Source organism: Streptococcus sp. 27098_8_73 (assembly GCF_041432495.1).
Classification (GTDB): domain Bacteria; phylum Bacillota; class Bacilli; order Lactobacillales; family Streptococcaceae; genus Streptococcus.
Map to the genome: position 1 here is coordinate 180026 of NZ_JAPVZT010000001.1, position 18046 is coordinate 198071.

Annotated in this window: 20 protein-coding genes and 1 tRNA gene; 6 read left to right on the forward strand and 15 right to left on the reverse strand. The window is 38.0% G+C overall.

Translation table 11 applies throughout. From position 1 onward, the window contains the following. Window positions 1–56 precede the first annotated feature (56 nt). The 5 genes from O3651_RS00955 (at window position 57) to O3651_RS00975 (ending at window position 3984) form a co-directional block, all read left to right on the forward strand. Window positions 57–1013 carry a ribose-phosphate diphosphokinase gene (locus O3651_RS00955; protein ID WP_081105361.1) on the forward strand — a complete coding sequence of 319 codons (957 nt, stop codon included), beginning with the start codon at window positions 57–59 and terminating at the stop codon, window positions 1011–1013. Window positions 1014–1024: 11 nt separating this feature from the next. After that, on the forward strand, window positions 1025–2137 hold the full coding sequence (locus tag O3651_RS00960; RefSeq protein ID WP_371609251.1) for a cysteine desulfurase family protein: 1113 nt from the start codon (window positions 1025–1027) through the stop codon (window positions 2135–2137). 1 nt (window position 2138) lies between these two features. Continuing rightward, the gene (locus O3651_RS00965) at window positions 2139–2486 is read left to right on the forward strand and encodes a DUF1831 domain-containing protein (RefSeq protein WP_005590386.1); all 348 of its coding nucleotides are present in this window, start codon (window positions 2139–2141) and stop codon (window positions 2484–2486) included. A 133-nt stretch (window positions 2487–2619) separates the two neighbouring features. Further along, the gene (locus O3651_RS00970) at window positions 2620–3267 is read left to right on the forward strand and encodes a redox-sensing transcriptional repressor Rex (RefSeq protein WP_371609252.1); all 648 of its coding nucleotides are present in this window, start codon (window positions 2620–2622) and stop codon (window positions 3265–3267) included. 24 nt (window positions 3268–3291) lie between these two features. Then, window positions 3292–3984: a gamma-glutamyl-gamma-aminobutyrate hydrolase family protein gene (locus O3651_RS00975; protein ID WP_371609253.1), complete on the forward strand. Its 693-nt coding sequence runs from the start codon at window positions 3292–3294 to the stop codon at window positions 3982–3984. Here O3651_RS00975 and radC read toward each other — a convergent pair. From radC to gyrA, 12 genes are all read right to left on the reverse strand, one after another. Further along, window positions 3981–4664: a DNA repair protein RadC gene (radC, locus tag O3651_RS00980; protein ID WP_061422797.1), complete on the reverse strand. Its 684-nt coding sequence runs from the start codon at window positions 4662–4664 to the stop codon at window positions 3981–3983. The genes O3651_RS00975 and radC overlap by 4 nt on opposite strands. A gap of 133 nt (window positions 4665–4797) precedes the next feature. Further along, the gene (locus tag O3651_RS00985) at window positions 4798–5112 is read right to left on the reverse strand and encodes a hypothetical protein (RefSeq protein ID WP_015605011.1); all 315 of its coding nucleotides are present in this window, start codon (window positions 5110–5112) and stop codon (window positions 4798–4800) included. A 17-nt stretch (window positions 5113–5129) separates the two neighbouring features. After that, window positions 5130–5543, reverse strand: coding sequence for a hypothetical protein (locus O3651_RS00990; protein ID WP_371609254.1), 414 nt, complete (start codon window positions 5541–5543; stop codon window positions 5130–5132). Beyond that, window positions 5525–6928, reverse strand: a complete 1404-nt coding sequence (locus O3651_RS00995; protein ID WP_371609255.1) for a lipase — start codon at window positions 6926–6928, stop codon at window positions 5525–5527. Before O3651_RS00995 ends, O3651_RS00990 begins: the two co-directional genes overlap by 19 nt. Next, entirely contained in the window at window positions 6925–7353 is a 429-nt protein-coding gene (locus O3651_RS01000; RefSeq protein WP_371609256.1) for a ubiquitin carboxyl-hydrolase, read from the reverse strand. Before O3651_RS01000 ends, O3651_RS00995 begins: the two co-directional genes overlap by 4 nt. A 299-nt stretch (window positions 7354–7652) precedes the next feature. Continuing rightward, the gene (locus tag O3651_RS01005; RefSeq protein ID WP_371609257.1) at window positions 7653–7961 is read right to left on the reverse strand and encodes a ubiquitin carboxyl-hydrolase; all 309 of its coding nucleotides are present in this window, start codon (window positions 7959–7961) and stop codon (window positions 7653–7655) included. Window positions 7962–8342: 381 nt separating this feature from the next. Continuing rightward, the gene (locus O3651_RS01010; protein WP_371609258.1) at window positions 8343–8768 is read right to left on the reverse strand and encodes a ubiquitin carboxyl-hydrolase; all 426 of its coding nucleotides are present in this window, start codon (window positions 8766–8768) and stop codon (window positions 8343–8345) included. Between the two features lie 286 nt (window positions 8769–9054). Continuing rightward, window positions 9055–9471, reverse strand: coding sequence for a ubiquitin carboxyl-hydrolase (locus O3651_RS01015; RefSeq protein WP_371609259.1), 417 nt, complete (start codon window positions 9469–9471; stop codon window positions 9055–9057). An 85-nt stretch (window positions 9472–9556) separates the two neighbouring features. Continuing rightward, a complete protein-coding gene (locus O3651_RS01020) occupies window positions 9557–9973 on the reverse strand; it encodes a ubiquitin carboxyl-hydrolase (protein WP_371609260.1) in 417 nt (138 codons plus the stop codon). 158 nt (window positions 9974–10131) lie between these two features. Beyond that, window positions 10132–10554 (reverse strand): ubiquitin carboxyl-hydrolase, encoded by a 423-nt coding sequence (locus tag O3651_RS01025; protein ID WP_371609261.1) that lies wholly within the window; start codon window positions 10552–10554, stop codon window positions 10132–10134. A gap of 170 nt (window positions 10555–10724) precedes the next feature. Next, complete coding sequence (locus tag O3651_RS01030; protein ID WP_371609262.1) at window positions 10725–11471, reverse strand: class A sortase; 747 nt, start codon at window positions 11469–11471, stop codon at window positions 10725–10727. Between the two features lie 7 nt (window positions 11472–11478). Next, window positions 11479–13929, reverse strand: coding sequence for a DNA gyrase subunit A (gyrA, locus tag O3651_RS01035; RefSeq protein WP_371609263.1), 2451 nt, complete (start codon window positions 13927–13929; stop codon window positions 11479–11481). A 206-nt stretch (window positions 13930–14135) separates the two neighbouring features. Here gyrA and O3651_RS01040 point away from each other — a divergent pair, with 206 nt between their 5' ends. Next, window positions 14136–15122, forward strand: coding sequence for an L-lactate dehydrogenase (locus O3651_RS01040; RefSeq protein ID WP_005591942.1), 987 nt, complete (start codon window positions 14136–14138; stop codon window positions 15120–15122). A 42-nt stretch (window positions 15123–15164) separates the two neighbouring features. Here the strand turns inward: O3651_RS01040 and O3651_RS01045 are convergent, their stop codons facing one another. The 3 genes from O3651_RS01045 to O3651_RS01055 all read right to left on the reverse strand — a co-directional run bounded on the left by O3651_RS01045 (window position 15165) and on the right by O3651_RS01055 (window position 17799). Next, entirely contained in the window at window positions 15165–15581 is a 417-nt protein-coding gene (locus O3651_RS01045; protein WP_371609264.1) for an NUDIX hydrolase, read from the reverse strand. Window positions 15582–15638: 57 nt separating this feature from the next. Next, window positions 15639–15710, reverse strand: a tRNA-Arg gene (locus tag O3651_RS01050). A gap of 124 nt (window positions 15711–15834) precedes the next feature. Next, window positions 15835–17799, reverse strand: a complete 1965-nt coding sequence (locus O3651_RS01055) for a peptide ABC transporter substrate-binding protein (RefSeq protein WP_371609265.1) — start codon at window positions 17797–17799, stop codon at window positions 15835–15837. Window positions 17800–18046 lie beyond the last annotated feature (247 nt).

Genomic DNA, 18046 nt, shown 5'->3' on the forward strand with positions numbered 1-18046 from the left:
TTTTGGTAAAATAATATTTATAAATCTAAAGAGACAAAAAGAGGATGGTCATTCTAATGTCAGACAAAAAAAATATGAAGCTTTTCTCCCTCAATTCCAATCACTCAATTGCTGAGAAGATTGCTGAAGCTGCCGGAGTACCTTTAGGCAAGCTTTCTTCCCGCCAATTTTCTGATGGCGAGATTCAGATTAACATTGAGGAGAGTGTTCGTGGCTATGATATCTATATCATCCAGTCTACCAGCTTCCCAGTCAATAATCACTTGATGGAGCTATTGATAATGGTTGACGCTTGTAAACGAGCAAGTGCCAATACCGTAACTGTGGTTATGCCCTATTTTGGTTATGCTCGCCAAGATCGGACAGCTGCTCCTCGCGAGCCAATTACTGCAAAACTCGTGGCCAATATGCTTGTTGGAGCTGGCGTAGACAGAGTTATTTCACTTGACCTTCACGCTGTCCAAGTACAAGGCTTCTTTGATATTCCTGTTGACAATCTCTTCACCATTCCATTGTTTGCTGAGCATTATTGCAATATGGGATTAACTGGCGAGGATGTTGTCGTCGTTAGCCCGAAAAATTCTGGCGTGAAACGCGCTCGTAGCTTGGCAGAATATCTCGACGCTCCAATCGCCATCATCGACTATGGTGAAGATGAAGCAGGACGCTCTGAAGGCTATATCATCGGTGAAGTTGAAGGTAAAAAAGCGATTTTGATTGACGATATCTTGAATACCGGTCGTACCTTCTCAGAAGCTGCTAAAATCGTTGAACGTGAAGGAGCTGTCGAAATCTATGCTGTCTCAAGTCATGGTTTATTTGCAGATGAAGCTGCAGACTTACTAGACAGTGTTCCTATCCGAGAAATCTTGGTGACTGACTCTGTTGATACCAAAGAAAAGACTCCGAAGAATGTTCACTATATCACAGCCAGCGAGTTGATTGGCGATGCTATCGTGCGTATTCAAGAGAGAAAACCAGTCAGCCCACTTTTTGCTTTTCAAAAGAAATAAGGGATAAATTTGTGATTTATTTAGATAATGCTGCTACGACTGCCTTGTCACCTGCTGCGATTAAGTCCATGACTCAGGCAATGACAGTCTTCGGCAATCCATCCAGTACCCACAGCCACGGTCGAGAAGCTAAAAAACTGCTCCGACAAGCTCGCGAAGATATTGCTAAAGTTCTACACACACAGAGCAAAAATATCCTCTTCACCTCAGGTGCTACTGAAAGTAATAACACTGCTATCAAGGGATATGCCCTGCGCCATCAGAATCAAGGCAAGCATATTATCACTACAGCCATTGAGCACCATGCTGTTTTGGAGCCTGTTGAATACTTAGTGGAGCATTTTGGCTTTGAAGCGACTATTATTCAGCCAGTGGATGGGCAAATCCGAACTGAAGATATCAAGAATGCCCTCAGACCAGATACTATCCTTGTCTCAGTAATGGCTGTCAACAATGAAACAGGCTATATTTTGCCGATTCAAGAAATCGGTAAATTGCTAAAAGATCATCCTGCTGCCTTCCACGTTGATGCGGTCCAAGCCGTCGGCAAGCTCCCTATCTATCCTGAAGAATGGGGAATCAATTTCCTGAGTGCATCAGCTCATAAATTCCATGGTCCAAAAGGGGTGGGATTTCTCTACGCTGACCAGATGGATTTTGATAATTTCATGCATGGCGGCGATCAAGAAAACAAGCATCGAGCGGGTACAGAAAACCTCGTTTCCATTGTCGGAATGGCAACTGCCCTTTCTGAAAATGTTGCCCACTTAGAGGAAAATCTTGAGCATGCCCAGCAGTTAAAAGATACTTTACTGAACAACCTAGCGGATATAGACTACTACCTAAACGAAAGTCAGCCTAGCCTGCCTTATGTTGTCAATATTGGATTTCCAAACCAAAAGAATGACCTTATCTTGCTTCAAATGGACCTTAATGGCTTTTCAATCTCGACTGGCTCTGCTTGTACAGCTGGTGCTGTTCAGCCCAGCCATGTCCTTCAAGCCTTATATGGCCCAAACTCTGAGCGCTTAAAAGAATCCATTCGTATCAGTGTATCAGATCAAACTAGCATACAAGAAATCAAACTATTCAGCCAAAAACTAAAAGAAATACTAGGAGGATAAGATGGCTTTTCAAACATCTGTTAGCTTAGCAAACTGCGACTTCACCTATTCACTCCATCCAAATGTCAAGAAATTTACCTTGCGAGATAATACATTTGCTGAAACAAAAGTTGGTAATTACGAGCTTTCTCGCTTACTCGAAGCTGTTCCTAATAGTGGCGATGGATTCTTGCTTAAGATTATCGTCAATAAAGATCTAAGCGGAGTAAAAATCAATATTACGGACAAGTCTGGTTTAAGATTGGTTAATATCTTCAAATCAGAAAAACACCATATTATTCAGCAAAAATTCTATTTCCTGATGGATAGTTTAGTTGAAAGAGATATTTTTGAAAAAACACCCCAATAAGCGAAATTCTAAGAATTTTGCTTATTTCTATTATTTTATCTATCTTTATTAGTATAATAATATTTTGTTCATCAAATTAGTTGATTTTTTCACAAACTTTCTATAGAATAGAAGATAGAAAGGTCGTGATTTTGTGAAAACTGAAAAAAGCAATCCTATTCCACGTGCTACTGCTAAACGGCTCTCCCTCTACTACCGGATTTTCAAGCGATTTAACGCGGAAAATATTGAAAAAGCCAATTCAAAACAAATCGCAGAGGCGATTGGAATCGACTCTGCGACTGTTCGGCGTGACTTTTCTTACTTCGGCGAGTTAGGTCGTAGAGGTTTTGGCTACGATGTCAAGAAACTAATGAATTTCTTTGCCAATCTTCTCAACGACAACTCGATTACAAATGTCATGATTGTTGGTGTCGGAAATATGGGCCGTGCTCTTTTACATTACCGCTTTCATGAACGGAATAAAATGAAGATTGTAATGGCCTTTGATACAGATGATTATTCTGACGTCGGGACCACCACAAATGATGGAATTCCTATTTATGGAATTTCTCAAATTAAAGAAAAGGTCCAAGAAGGAAACGTAAAGACTGCCATTCTAACAGTGCCGAGCGTTAAGGCACAAGAAGTCGCATCCGTCTTGGTTGATGCTGGTATCAAGGGAATTCTTTGCTTCTCCCCAGTGCACTTATCTGTCCCAAAAGATGTGGTTGTACAATATGTAGACCTAACCAGCGAACTCCAAACCTTACTCTACTTTATGAGAAAAGATGATGAGTAAGGTAAGAAAGGAAACAGACACTTTATGAAAAAACCGATTATCGGTATAACAGGAAACCAAAGGGATATTCCCAACGATCAATTTATCCATATAAGTTATACTTCAACTGGCTTTATCGAGGGAGTCAATAAAGTTGGAGGAATCCCAATTATCTTGCCAATTGGTGATGAAGCCTTAGCTCACACCTATATTACTATGATTGATAAACTGATTCTTACCGGTGGACAAAATGTCCAGCCTCATTTCTACGGAGAAGAACAGACTATCGAAAGTGATGATTATCTGCTTCAAAGGGATCTATTTGAACTAGCTCTCATCCGAGAAGCACGAAAACAAAACAAGCCTATTTTTGGCGTCTGTCGTGGTACTCAGCTTTACAATGTTGCTATGGGTGGCACACTTCATCAAGACATCGAGAATCACTGGCAAGACAGCACTGCTCAATACACTACACAGACTATGGTCACTAAAAATGGCTCCATCCTCCATGAATTATACGGACCTACTTGCCAAATCAACTCATTCCATCACCAAAGTATCAAGGACCTAGCGAAAAATCTAGAAGTCATAGCCTACGATCCTCGGGATAAGGTCATTGAGGCTGTTACCTCAACTGATGGAAGACCATTTCTTGGTGTGCAGTGGCATCCAGAATTTCTATTTCCCACAAGAACAGGTGATTTAGCCTTGTTTGATTATGTGGTCCACAAACTTTAGATCAAATCCGTTTTTTCACGATAACTATAATAATTATTTTTTGAAACTATTAAATGATCTAAAAGAACCAAACCCATTAGTTCACAGGCTTCTTTCATGTGTTTGGTGACCTCGTCGTCATTCTTACTTGGTAAAGTCACTCCAGAAGGATGATTGTGCACTAGTATAATAGATGTCGCCAAGTGTTTGAGCGCATAATGCAAAATCTCGCGCGGTTCAGCAATACTTCTAGTTACCGTTCCTACAAAGATTGTCTGCTGATGGATGATCTGGTTCTGACTGTTGAGATAAATAGCAACCAAACATTCCTGCTTTTTATCGCCCAATTCGACCTGCATTTTGCGAGCTAGTTTTTGACTTCCAAGAATTTGCTCCCTCTCCAGCACTTCAGCTTTGTTGATACGACAGCCGAGCTCAATAATGGCTTGCAACTCAACAGCCTTCACAGGCCCAATTCCTGAAATTGTCTGCAATTCTTGCAAAGTCAAATATTTCAAATCATTCAAACTAGAAATCGATGATAAAATCCTTTGAGAAACTTGAAAAACAGTTTCTTTTTTGCTGCCTGTTCGCAAAAATATAGATAGCAATTCCTGATTACTAAGTTTATCCGCTCCTTCTCTTATTAGCCGTTCACGTGGCATCATGCTTATGTCATCCTGCAATGAAATACGATACATATCAACCTCCTTACTTATTAATTCGAGATTAAATAAAAAAAAGAACTTAAATAAATGAACTACACCCCAAAGGTTAGACAAAAAATCTATCGATTAGGCGAGTTTATTTATTTAGGCTATTTATTATTAATTGCTAAATCTTATCATATTTGTTGCTTGCTGTTGTAACAGCTTCTCTAACGGATGTAGACCATTGTCCCTTGATGGCACTATCTAAAGTATCATTAATCCCCTTGATAGCCAACTTTCCTTCCTTTGCAACTTTACTAATCGCTTCCTTAGATTTGGTCTTAATACCATCACTTTTACTAAGAATATGTGGAGCATAAACGTTTGTTATCAAAGATTTTTCAATCTGTTTTTGAATAGCAAGCAGACGAGTTCCTAAATCATCGAAATTTCCTACAGTAAATACACCTGTAATATCCTCAGTTAATGTTGTTGCCATTTTAGTATCACTTCCTTTTACTCTCTAGTTTTATTATTGTCATCTGCGGCTATTCTCCTACGTAGATAAGCCTCCTCTAACTTATCATCTAGATATCGTCTTTCTCGTCGGAAATCATCACTCTCTTTTAAAGATTCTAATTCCAATATTTTTTGCGCCTGCATCAAGGCATCTTCCGATAACATTTGGTAAGATTCCATCTCTCTATTAAGAATCCTATAAAAATCTTGATCCGCATCAGTAGATTTCAAATAATGCAAAGTTTCTTCGTACTTTTCATCAAGAATATTTTGTATGGCACGACGCGCAGTTTGAAAATAATCATTTCTTTCCTCAAATTCTTGCAACTTTTCTCGATGCCGATCTTCCAATTCTTCTAATTCTTTAGTTTTCTTTTCGACTTCACGTTGTGCTAATTCAAATTTCTCCATTGATTGAATTCCCCTGCTAAAGATATGTCTTCTTCGAGTTTTTTGTTTATACCAGCTGCAATTTTATCTTTCAATTTAGTCATTTCATCTAATATTTGACTCGCTTTGTTGAGCTTATTCTGTAGAGAGATTTCTACATTTCCGACCACACTATCATGTGTGACACCACCAGCTACAAAAGCCGATTTAATCTCATCAGGACTAAGACTACTGACCATAAACGGAGACTTGGTCGTTTCAAATAAAGACTCAACTTCTTCTACTCCTCTTTGTTTCTCAATCTTAATCTGATCCAAAACTTGCTGAGCAGCATTAACAAGAGCATTTGCACCAATAGTAGCTTGCTCGCTGTCTAGAAAAATTCGTTCGTTGCTACTTAGGCCACCTCCGCTTTCTGTAAGTAAGCTTTTCATGCCATAATATCGCAACATTCTCGTTTTTGTTTCTAGGATGAGGGCATTCGCATTTCCTTTTGCAGTATTGGTCACAACATTGCCATTTTCATCAATGAGTTGACCTTTATTATTAAATCTCCAAGTATTATAACTATGATATTTATCCCCCAGACTATAGATCTTATCTGCCTTTTCTTTCCAAGAAAGTTTATCATCCTGTAAAATTCGTAAAGATTCATCAATAAAACTAGCATCTGTCATATTGACATAAATGGCAACGCCTGTTTTATTCCCCAAAATGTTCCCCAAAAACATATCATTTGGATTTCTAAAGTTACGAAATTGCTCTGGATGCGCCTGCATATAGGCTATTTCTTCTTCCGAAACAATATTATGAATATCTGGACCATTAAATCCAACATTATTCCATCCCATTTTTAAGGCAGTGTAAAGGGCCATAGACTCTCCCAAAGAATGACCATTCGTTGTTATAATGGCATTGGGATTTTCTTTACGAACCTTTTTCTCTACTCGCTGAGCAAACTCTAATGCTGTTTTTGACTGAACATCTACAATGTTTTCGACAACTTCCTTTTTAACGCTATCGTTAAAATGTCCTTCTAGAATGCCTTTGCCCATCCCTGAAATCGAGGGGAGACCTGTTATCATTTTATCCGTAAAACCCATACCTAGATTTTCAATGTCATTCAGGACATCTTTTTTATCTCCAAAATTGGTTCCAACATAAGAAACCACTACCTGACTGTAGTCTACGTTCCCTTGATCATCAACAGGAGCAACAGCCATTGCTTGCATACTGTTTTCCGTTGGTTCAGCAGAGTTCCCAATAGCATCAATGACTCGGAATTTTCGACCGTTAACGTCAAAAGTTTGACCTGTTTTTCTTTGTAAATCTTCATTATTATTAGGATCTAATTTATAAGATTCTTTTGCTATCCATTTATAATCTTCATCGGTTATACTATTCATTTTCTTCCCTCGTAATAAATTACTTTCACTTTCAGCTCATCTATATTTGAAAATGAAGAAGGAACTCCTTTTCTTACTAAAAATTTTGAACTTTGATGATAACCCAAAGAATAATGATTAATATCATATGTGTCCTGCAGACTAGAATCCACAAGGAGTTCATCGTTAATTTTCATATATGCCACATCAGAAGTTCCAAAACCACCCTTTACTATACTTATAAATTCTATTTTTTCAATATCCTCAAAATTATTAATCAAAAATAAAGCAAGAGCCTCCTCTTGTTTTCTGATTATCTTTTTCTCTTCTGCTGTCAATGTTAACTCCTCCTTCTGTCCGTTTTTTTTCTGCTGACTACAAGCACTAAGTGTTCCCATACATAGAAATCCAATAAATACTATCAAAAGCAACTTATATAATTTCATAAATACTCCTTTCCTCTATAGAGTTCAAAACCTTCAACTATGCTGACATAGTTATATTATAGCAAAACAATTATAAAATAAGCAAGCGTTTACATCTTTCGTAATCCCTTTTAATATAATAAAACTAAATCTTATGTACTTTTACTGACTCAACAGAAGCATCAATGACTCGGAATTTCGACCGTTAACGTCGAATTCCTTTCCCACACTATATTGTTCTTCTGCTTTATATTCTTTCGGATCCAAACTATAGGCTTTTTTAGATATTATGTTGTAATCTTTATCAGTCAACGCGCCATTTAATAATCCTCGTAATAACTAACATCTACTCCGTCTAAACTAGTTAACTGTGTTGGAGGTTTCTTCTCTATCAAATGAAAGTCTTTTGGATCATATCCTATTGAATAATATCCATCTTTACTTTCTAACTCTGTTGGTAAAATATAACTATTATCATTGACCTTTATAGTGATTGTATCCCCCGTCCCAAAACCACCTTTATGAAAATTTACAAATTCTATTTTTTTCACATCTTGATAATGATTTACCAGGTACAAAGCAATTTTCTCTTCTTCTTTACGAAGTTTCTTTTTTTCCTCTTTTGTCATAGTAATTTTCTCCTTCTGTCCGTTTTTCTGTTGACTACAGGCACTGAGTATTCCCAACCCTAGAAATCCGATAAATACTATCAAAAGTAACTTAGATATTTTCATATAATATTCCCTTCTTTTATAAAACATACAATCTTCAACTATACTAACATAGTTATATTATAGCAAAATGATTATAAAACAAGCAGGCGTTTACATCATTTGCAATCCCTCTAATATCAATAAAACTAAATCTTATCTACCATCATAGAATAACTCAAAATTTTCGACCGTGACCATCAATCAATTCTCCAACTGATTATTGTTTCTCTGAATGATCTAGTGTATCGAGCTCATAAACATAGGTCGTAATTGTATCATAATCTGCATCCGTTATATTCATTTATTTTCTCCATAATATACAACATATAATTGAGCCTCTGATAATTTTGTAAATTTAGAAGGAACTTCCTTCCGTTTTAGTTCCTCTGAGCTATTATGATAGACCAAGACATAATGCTGTATATCGTAACTATCTTTTAAGTCTGTTGAAACTTCTATTTTATCGTTTACCGAGAAATAAATGAATCTAGGTCTACCAAGTCCGCCTTTTGAAATACTTACAAACTCTATTTTATGAACATCCTCAAAATTATTGACCAAAAATAAAGCAAGAGCCTCTTCTTGTTTTCTGATTATTTTTTTCTCTTCTGCTGTCAATGTTACTTCCTCCTTCTGACCGTTTTTCTGTTGACTACAGGCGCTGAGTATTCCTATCCCTAGAAACCCAATAAAGACTATCAAAAGTAACTTAGATATTTTCATAAATACTCCTTTCCTTTATAGAGTTCAAAATTCTCAACCATACTAATCTGGCTATAATGTAGCCAAAAAATCATAAATAAAGCGAGTATTTATATAATTTGCAAAACTTTTCAAGATAGATCGAACTAAATCTTACATACTATCATAGAATGACTCGGGATTTCGATAGTTTATATCAGTTGGATCTCCAATTTGTATCTACTGTTCACTTTTATATTCTTCTGGATAAAATTTATACACATTACGTGCTAATTCTTTATAATCTTTTTCAGTAATTTTCGACATATTATGTACCTAAATTATATATTACTTCAATTCCTTCAAGTGTCTCAAAATCAGTCGGTTTTTCCTTTTTCATTAATGTCTTCTCACCTTTTCTATAGGCTAAACTATAACCATTATCATAATTGTCATCTAAAAACGAACTAATACTAATATTATCATTCACTTTTAGAAAAACACTTCTAGACTGGGCAAATTCTTTTCTAGAGACATCTGTGAACTCAATTTTATTAATCCCTTCATAGTTATTCACTAAAAACAAAGCTAGATTTTTTTCTTGTTTTTGAACTTCTTTTTTCTCTTCTTCTGTCAATGTAACTATCTCCTTCTGTCCGTTTTTTTTCTGCTGACTACATGCACTGAGTGTTCCTATCCCTAGAAACCCAATAAATACTATCAAAGGTAACTTAGATATTTTCATAAATACTCCTTCCTTTATGCAGCGTCATCAATAACTTGAAATTGACGATTTCATAACTCAATTATATTATCTTTCTATAATCAATTTACTTTTCCTCATAATATATCACTTCAATCCCATCAAGACTGGTTAATTCCGTAGAATTTTTCTTTTTTATTAAATGAAAATCACTCGGATCATAATCAACAGAATATCTTTCACTATCATCGTTAAATATAATTGGTTTTATATAACTATCATCATTGACAATAACACTTATTGAATCTGCTATCCCTAATCCTCCCCTGTGAAATTTATCAAACTTAATCTTTTTCACATCCTCGTAATGATTCACCAAATACAAAGCTATTTTCTCTTCCTCTTTACGAAGTTCCTTTTTTTCTTCTTTTGTCATAGTAACTTTCTCTTTCTGTCCTGTTTTTTTCTGCTGACTACAGGCACTGAGTGTTCCTATCCCTACAAACCCAATAAATACTATCAAAAGTAACTTAGATATTTTCATAAATACTCCTTTTCTTTATAAAACTCAAAATCTTCAACTATACTACCTATAGCATATTTTAATAAAAACAATCATATATCAAGCAAATTTGTTCGTTCTTTGGTTCAAGTTGTAAGCCTCTTTTGCTAATTTATTATGATTTTTATCTGAAATGGAGATCACCTTTCTATCTCCTCATAATATTTAATCTCAATATTTTTTAGATTATCTAATTGAGTTGGCGGATTCTTTTCATTCAAATGAAAGTTCTCAGGATTATAGCTAATAATATACTCGCCACTTGGATCTCTTAAAGTAATTGGTTTTATATAATTATTTGAATTTACTTTAACAGATATAGAATCCCCCGTCCCAAAACTACCTTTATAAAAATTTACAAATTCTATTTTTTTCACATCTTCATAATGATTCACCAAATACAAAGCAATTTGCTCTTCTTCTTTATGAAGTCTCTTTTTATCTTCTGCTGTCATTATGAAATTAAACTTCTTTTCTGCTGTTTTGGACTGGCTACAGGCAGTGATACTTCCTAAACATATAAATGCTATAAAAAATATTAAAAATGATTTATATATTTTCATGATAATTTCCTTTCCTGACTAAAAGAGTACCATACTAACATAAGTATAGCACAATCTAATAAAGAAGGCATATTCTTTGAAAGCGTTCTAGTATCTGTTCGTATATCATTTTAGTTTTATCAATCAAAAAAAGAAGTAACAAAAGTTACTTCGTTTTACAATATTTCTTATTATAGCTGCATTTGATTATAAGATCGACTGAAAGCATCTAAAATATCTTTTGGTGCCTTGTCATAGTCAATCGTACTTTCAAGCGTACCTTTGACAATAGTTCGACTGGTTGCTGCTGCATCCTCACATGTGACTAAAGTGATTTCAGCAACACCTTCTGTATCATTGATGACATCAACACGCTCTGGTGCAACACTTTCTATACTAGAAATCGTATAGGTATAGATCTTATCCTTATCCGTGATATAGATTTTCATCCCTATTTTGGCACGATCTAGAGGCGAAAAGAGCATATCACTAGCTCCAGTAATTCCAAAGACATGGTGGCTGGCCAAGGCATAATTTCCTTGTCCCATCTGTTGATCTTCTTTCATAGTTCCAGCACCATAGTAAAGTCCAACATTATCCAAACCTTTGAAAATTGGCAGATTCATCGACACTTCAGGAATCGAAATGCCACCGATAACTGGTAATTTTTGAGCCTGCCACTGAGCATTGATCACCGCCTCTGTAGAAAGAGATTGGACATCGCTAAACTCAAAACTTGACTCGACTGCCTTATTTTGCTTGATTTCTTCCTTAGAGACCTTGCTAACCTGGTATTGATTCGTATGCCAAACCATGATCATATTACGAATTGAGGAGTTGAAAATCAGAGCTAGGGCAACTAGAAATAAAAGGAAAACTGCACAGTTAATGATAAAATTTCTGAGCTTGAATTTCTTCTTAGATTTCTTCACTTTCATCCTCCTCTTATTCTACTTCTTCCTCATCGTCTTTCGCGTCAGGCGCAACCGTTGTAAAGGTAACAATCTGAGCATTTTGGTCCAGACGCATAACCTTCACTCCCATAGTTGAGCGGCCTGTCTGAGAAATATTGGCCACGCTTGTTCGGATAATGACACCTGTATTGGTAATAATCATCAAATCTTCTTCGCCAGTGACGGTCATCAGACCAGCGAGAGGTCCGTTCTTATCAGTGATATTGGCTGTTTTTATCCCTTTACCACCACGGCCCTTGGTTGGATACTCACTGGCAAGAGTTCGCTTACCATAGCCTTTTTCGGTAATGACAAGCACTTCGTCACCCTCAGAAATCACACCAGCTCCAACGACCTGGTCGCCGTCACGCAGATTAACCCCACGAACACCAGTCGCACTACGGCTCATGCTCCGGACAGCTGTCTCATTGAAACGGACCGAATAACCAAACTTAGTACCAATGATAACATCCGCAGCACCGTCCGTCAGAAAGACATTGATAAGCTCGTCTTCATCTTTCAAATTCAGGGCCTTGAGACCGTTCTGACGGATATTAGCAAATTCTGTCACGCTGGTTCGTTTAACCACACCTAGACGGGTCGTAAAGAAGAGATAGGAATGATCGCTACTGTCCTGCTGGACGTTAATAATGGTCTGAATGGTCTCTCCTTCATCCAGCTTTAAGAGATTGACCACTGGCAAGCCCTTAGCTGTCCGGCCATACTCAGGGATTTCATATCCTTTGAGACGATAAACTCGGCCTTTGTTAGTAAAGAAGAGCAGTCTATCGTGGGTACTTGTTGAAACCAGCTCTTTGACGAAGTCATCATCTTTGACACCTGTTCCTTGAACACCGCGACCACCACGTTTCTGAGCGGTAAATTCAGTCTGATTCAGACGTTTGATATAGCCTTTATTAGACAGGGTAATCAAAACATCCGCTTCCTCAATCAAATCTTCATCTTCAAGAGAAAGAACTTCTCCCACCATTAGTTCAGTTCGGCGATCATCCGCAAATTTACGCTTGACCTCGTCTAACTCTTCCTTGATAATAGCGACAACGCGCTCTGGCTTAGCCAAAATATCAGCCAAGTCCGCAATCAAAGCAATCAGTTCGTCGTATTCTGACTGAATCTTATCACGTTCCAAACCAGTCAGACGACGCAGACGCATATCAAGGATAGCCTGACTCTGGCGCTCAGACAGCTCAAACTTAGCCATTAATTCAGCCTGGGCTTCTGCGTCCGTTTCGCTATTACGGATAATGCGAATCACTTCATCGATATGATCCAACGCAATCAGCAAACCAGCTAAGATGTGTGCTCGAGCTTCCGCCTTTTCTTTATCAAAGGCAGTCCGTCGAGTCACTACTTCTTTTTGGTGTTCAATGTAGGCCAACAAAATCTCACGTAGAGACAGAATCTTCGGCACACCATTTTGAATGGCCAGCATATTGAAGCTGAAATTGGTCTGCATCTGAGTCAGCTTGAAAAGATTGTTTAGAATGACATGAGCAGAGGCATCACGACGAACCTCAATGACAAAACGAACTCCTTCACGGTTGGACTCATCACGAACAGCTGTGATACCGTCAATGCGTTTTTCCTGCACCAGGCGAACAATATGCTCATGGACCTTAGTCTTATTCACCATATAAGGAAACTCGGTTACGACAATTCGCTCACGGCCATTTTTCATCTCTTCAATTTCAGTGCGAGAACGAAGAACAATCGAACCCTTCCCCGTTTCATAAGCCCGGTGAATACCAGACTTGCCCATCACCAGTGCTCCTGTCGGGAAATCTGGACCAGGCAGGACTTCCATGATGTCCCGAGTCGTTACTTCTGGATTATCCATGACAAGCTTAACGGCATCAATAGACTCACCAAGATTATGTGGAGGAATATTAGTCGCCATCCCAACTGCAATCCCTGTCGCTCCATTTACGAGCAAGTTAGGGAAGCGAGCAGGAAGAACCATCGGCTCTCTCTCGCTGGCATCATAGTTGTCAATATAATCAACAGTATTTTTGTTAATATCACGAAGCATCTCCAGAGCAATCTTACTCATACGTGCTTCTGTATAACGCTGGGCAGCAGCCCCGTCTCCGTCCATCGAACCGAAGTTTCCATGGCCGTCTACCAGCATGTAGCGATAGCTCCACCATTGAGCCATCCGCACCATCGCTTCATAAATAGAGGAGTCACCATGCGGGTGATACTTACCCATGACATCCCCTGTGATACGAGCTGATTTCTTGTGAGGCTTATCAGGCGTAACGCCTAGCTCATTCATGCCATAAAGAATCCGGCGATGAACCGGCTTAAGACCATCGCGAACATCTGGAAGAGCCCGAGCCACGATAACACTCATTGCATAATCGATGAAACTGGTCTTCATTTCGCTGGTCAAATTGACATCTACTAAGTTTCTATCTTGCATTAAAAAATGCCTCATTTCAATATTAAATCACTATCTCATTATACCACATTTTAGCTATATATTCAGTATTTAAAACCGAATATAAAAACGTTTACATAGCCTTTTAGGGGTCAAAATCCCACGGTGAGCCGTGACAAACTGTATCAAAAGTGGTAGAATGTAATTGTATGGGGAAAACCCCAAAAATAATAAGGAGATGTTTAGAAATGACTGCTACTAAACAACATAAAAAAGTCATCCTTGTCGGTGACGGTGCCGTAGGTTCATCTTACGCTTTCGCGCTTGTTAACCAAGGAATTGCACAAGAGCTTGGAATTATCGAAATTCCACAATTACACGAAAAAGCTGTAGGTGATGCGCTTGACCTTAGCCACGCCCTTGCCTTCACTTCACCTAAAAAGATCTACGCAGCTCAATACTCTGACTGTGCAGACGCTGACCTTGTTGTTATCACTGCGGGTGCGCCTCAAAAACCAGGTGAAACTCGTCTTGACCTCGTTGGTAAAAACCTTGCCATCAACAAATCAATCGTAACACAAGTTGTTGAATCAGGTTTCGATGGTATCTTCCTTGTTGCTGCTAACCCAGTTGACGTTTTGACTTATTCAACTTGGAAATTCTCAGGCTTCCCTAAAGAACGCGTTATCGGTTCAGGTACTTCACTTGACTCAGCTCGTTTCCGTCAAGCACTTGCTGAAAAATTGGATGTTGATGCTCGTTCAGTCCACGCCTACATCATGGGTGAGCACGGTGATTCAGAATTCGCTGTTTGGTCACATGCAAACATCGCAGGTGTAAACCTTGAAGAATTCCTTAAAGATACTCAAAATGTTCAAGAGTCTGAATTGATCGAATTGTTCGAAGGTGTTCGTGATGCTGCTTACACAATCATCAACAAGAAAGGCGCTACATACTACGGTATCGCTGTAGCCCTTGCTCGTATCACAAAAGCTATCCTTGACGATGAAAATGCCGTACTTCCACTTTCAGTCTTCCAAGAGGGCCAATACGGTGTGAAAGATGTCTTCATCGGTCAACCAGCAGTTGTTGGTGCACACGGTATCGTTCGTCCAGTGAATATCCCATTGAACGATGCAGAAACTCAAAAAATGCAAGCATCTGCTAAAGAATTGCAAGCAATTATTGACGAAGCATGGAAGAATCCAGAATTCCAAGAAGCATCTAAAAACTAATCAGAAAAAACATCTCCTGATAAAAGGGGATGTTTTTTTGTTTTATGTGGATCTGTCGGCAAAAATATCAATCAAATAAGGAACAATCAGCTCCCCCTCTAAGTCCTCCAAAGAAGAAAGCCAAATAAAGTCTGTATGCTCTTCCGGATCCAATAGGATATCGCGCTGATCTATAATCCTAGCCCCATAAACCAAGCGTGTAAAAACAGTATTTTTACTTGTGTCAAACTGACTATCTTCATGAATAATCTTATCAATTCGAATCTTTTGATTAACCTCTTCCATAGCCTCGCGTAGAGCTGCTTCTCTGGGTAGTTCGTTCTCTTCTACGCTTCCGCCAGGAATATCCCAATAGCATGGATAAACATTAGGAAGGCCGCGCTTTATTTTTGAGCGTTTGATAAGTAAATACTGCCCATTCTTCTCAATCAAGGTATGGGCGATTAACTTCACCACCATAGTTGTCTCCTCTCTTAGAAAACAAAAAAGGACTCTCTCGAGTCCAAGCTTCAGTCATCCACCCTGAGAGAATCGAACTCCCATCTCAAGAACCGGAATCTTACGTGATATCCATTACACTAAGGGTGGCAACTTATTTATTATAACCAATTTTTCACAAAAAAACAAGTCTAAATGTCTCCTTTTATAAAATTCTTAATGTAGATCAAATCAAAAAGATTAACCCTCAAAGAAAGTTAATCTTTTTAATCCCTTATTTCTTTTCAATATGATCCGCTAGTTCTTCTTGGGCTTTTTTGTTAGATTCTAAGGTTTTTTCTTGCCATTTCTTCTTAGCTTCTTCATATTCTTTGGTCGTTACAATCTCACTTCTGAGCTTCGTATATTTAAAGTTGAAGCCAGATCCCTTGATTCCAACGAGTGAATAGGCACGACTGAAAGGTTTGGACTTACTTACAGAAGGACTACCGCCTCCTGAAATAGTCGGCATGATAATCCCACTATCAAGCAACCAAGCTTGTGCATCCGCATATTTTTCATAGCGAACTTTCACATCTGTCGTTTCAGCATTTGCCTCTTCCAACATCTTATTATAAGTGTCCAAGCCCAGCTCTTTCATCTTGTCCATATCTTGGCCTGGCTCAAAACCAAAGTTTTGCAAGCTAGCACCATTATTTACATTTAGAGTATCTAAGTAGGTAGATGGGTCTTGATAGTCAGCTGACCAGCCTCCTGTATAGAAGTCATAGTCCTTTTGAGCTGCAGTATTTGCAAAATAGGTGATGTTGTTCAAATCATCCACACTAATCTTCTGCAGGTCAATCACTACATTTTCTGCACCCAAGGTTGATTCAATTGATTGTTTTACTGAACTTGCCCATTGGATACTCACCTTGTCAGCCTGGTCTACAGGAAGGTCTAAATGGATTGGGAATTGAACTCCCTTAGGCTCTAAAGCTTCCTTAGCTTTAGCAAATCTTGCCTTGGCTTTTTCTGGATTATAATAAGCATCTTGAGCATCTGTCAGGTCGATATTCGCCCATTCTGCACCATAATTCACTAATTTAGAAGCAACAACTTGGCCAAAGGTTTGATCGCCAATTTGAACAAATGTTGGAGGAACAAGCGTATTTCTCAACAGCTTGGTAGCTCCATCTTTACCATTACTTTGCGCACCATAAGAAGTCCGGTCAAGGGCAAAATTGACGGCCTGACGGAAGTCCTTATTTAAAACTGCTTCTTTTGTTGCATTCTTTTGATCATCACTTGTTTTGGAAGTGTGATTGTAAGACTGACGGTTGAAGTTGAAATTAAAGTAATATGAGGTCGCATCCTGTGGGCTATAAAGGATATTATCTGCATATTTCTTTTTAACTGCCGCAAATCCTGAAGTATTCGGATAGAGGCGAGCACCACTATAAGCACCATCACTGAAGTTGCGAATTAAAGATTCTTGGTCTGATCCATCATAGTAGGTTAATTTAACATGTTCTAGACTGACCTTGTCTTTATCGTAATAATTTGGATTTTTAACAAATTCCATAGAAGACTTAGAGGTCAAGGATTTCAAAAGGAAAGGACCGTTGTAAAGAATACTTGATGGATCAACAGAACCAAAATCTTTTCCTTTAGATTTCAAAAATTCTTCATTGACAGGGAACAAGATATTATTCGTCGTTTTAGAGTTCCAATAAGGCTCTGGGCGTGTCAGCGTGTATTGAACCGTATAATCATCCACTGCCTTTACTCCGACTTTGGAGAAGTCTTTTTCATCACCTTTGACATAGGCATCCAAGCCGCTAATCGAGTCCTGAATCAGGTAAAGGGCTTCAGACTTCTGGTCAGCCACATATTTAAGTCCAGTCACAAAGTCTTGAGCTTTCACACTTGTAACTTCTTCACCATCAACATTGAACCACTTAGCATCCTTACGAAGCTTATATGTGTAAGTCAAGCCGTCTTGAGAAACTGTCCATGATTCTGCAAGAGAAGGAACTAGATTTCCATATTCATCATTTTCCAAAAGACCATCTACAAGGTTTGTAATAACGTCTGATGTAGTTGCACGGTTAGTGGTCAGGTAGTTCAAGCTATCTGGATCGCTGGCATAAACATAAGAATATGTGGTTGTGCTGGATGAGGATTTGCCACATGCTGACAAGAATACTCCTGCACTAAGTACCACTCCAGTAGTTAAAAGCATTTTTGATACTTTCATAAATACACCTCCAAAAATCGAGAGAAGTCTAAGAACAAGAGGATTGGAAACAAAGATAGACCCTTATTTTATTTAGTATTCTCTTAGTTCAATTTCTATGTTATATTTTATAACATAAGCTATTATACCAGAATTCTGATAAAAAGTAAATAGAGGAATCAGAGAGTGATTATGGAAAATTTCTGAAAACTACCTCCAACCAATCCAATTGACAAATATACAGATTAAGCATATAATAAACTCAATG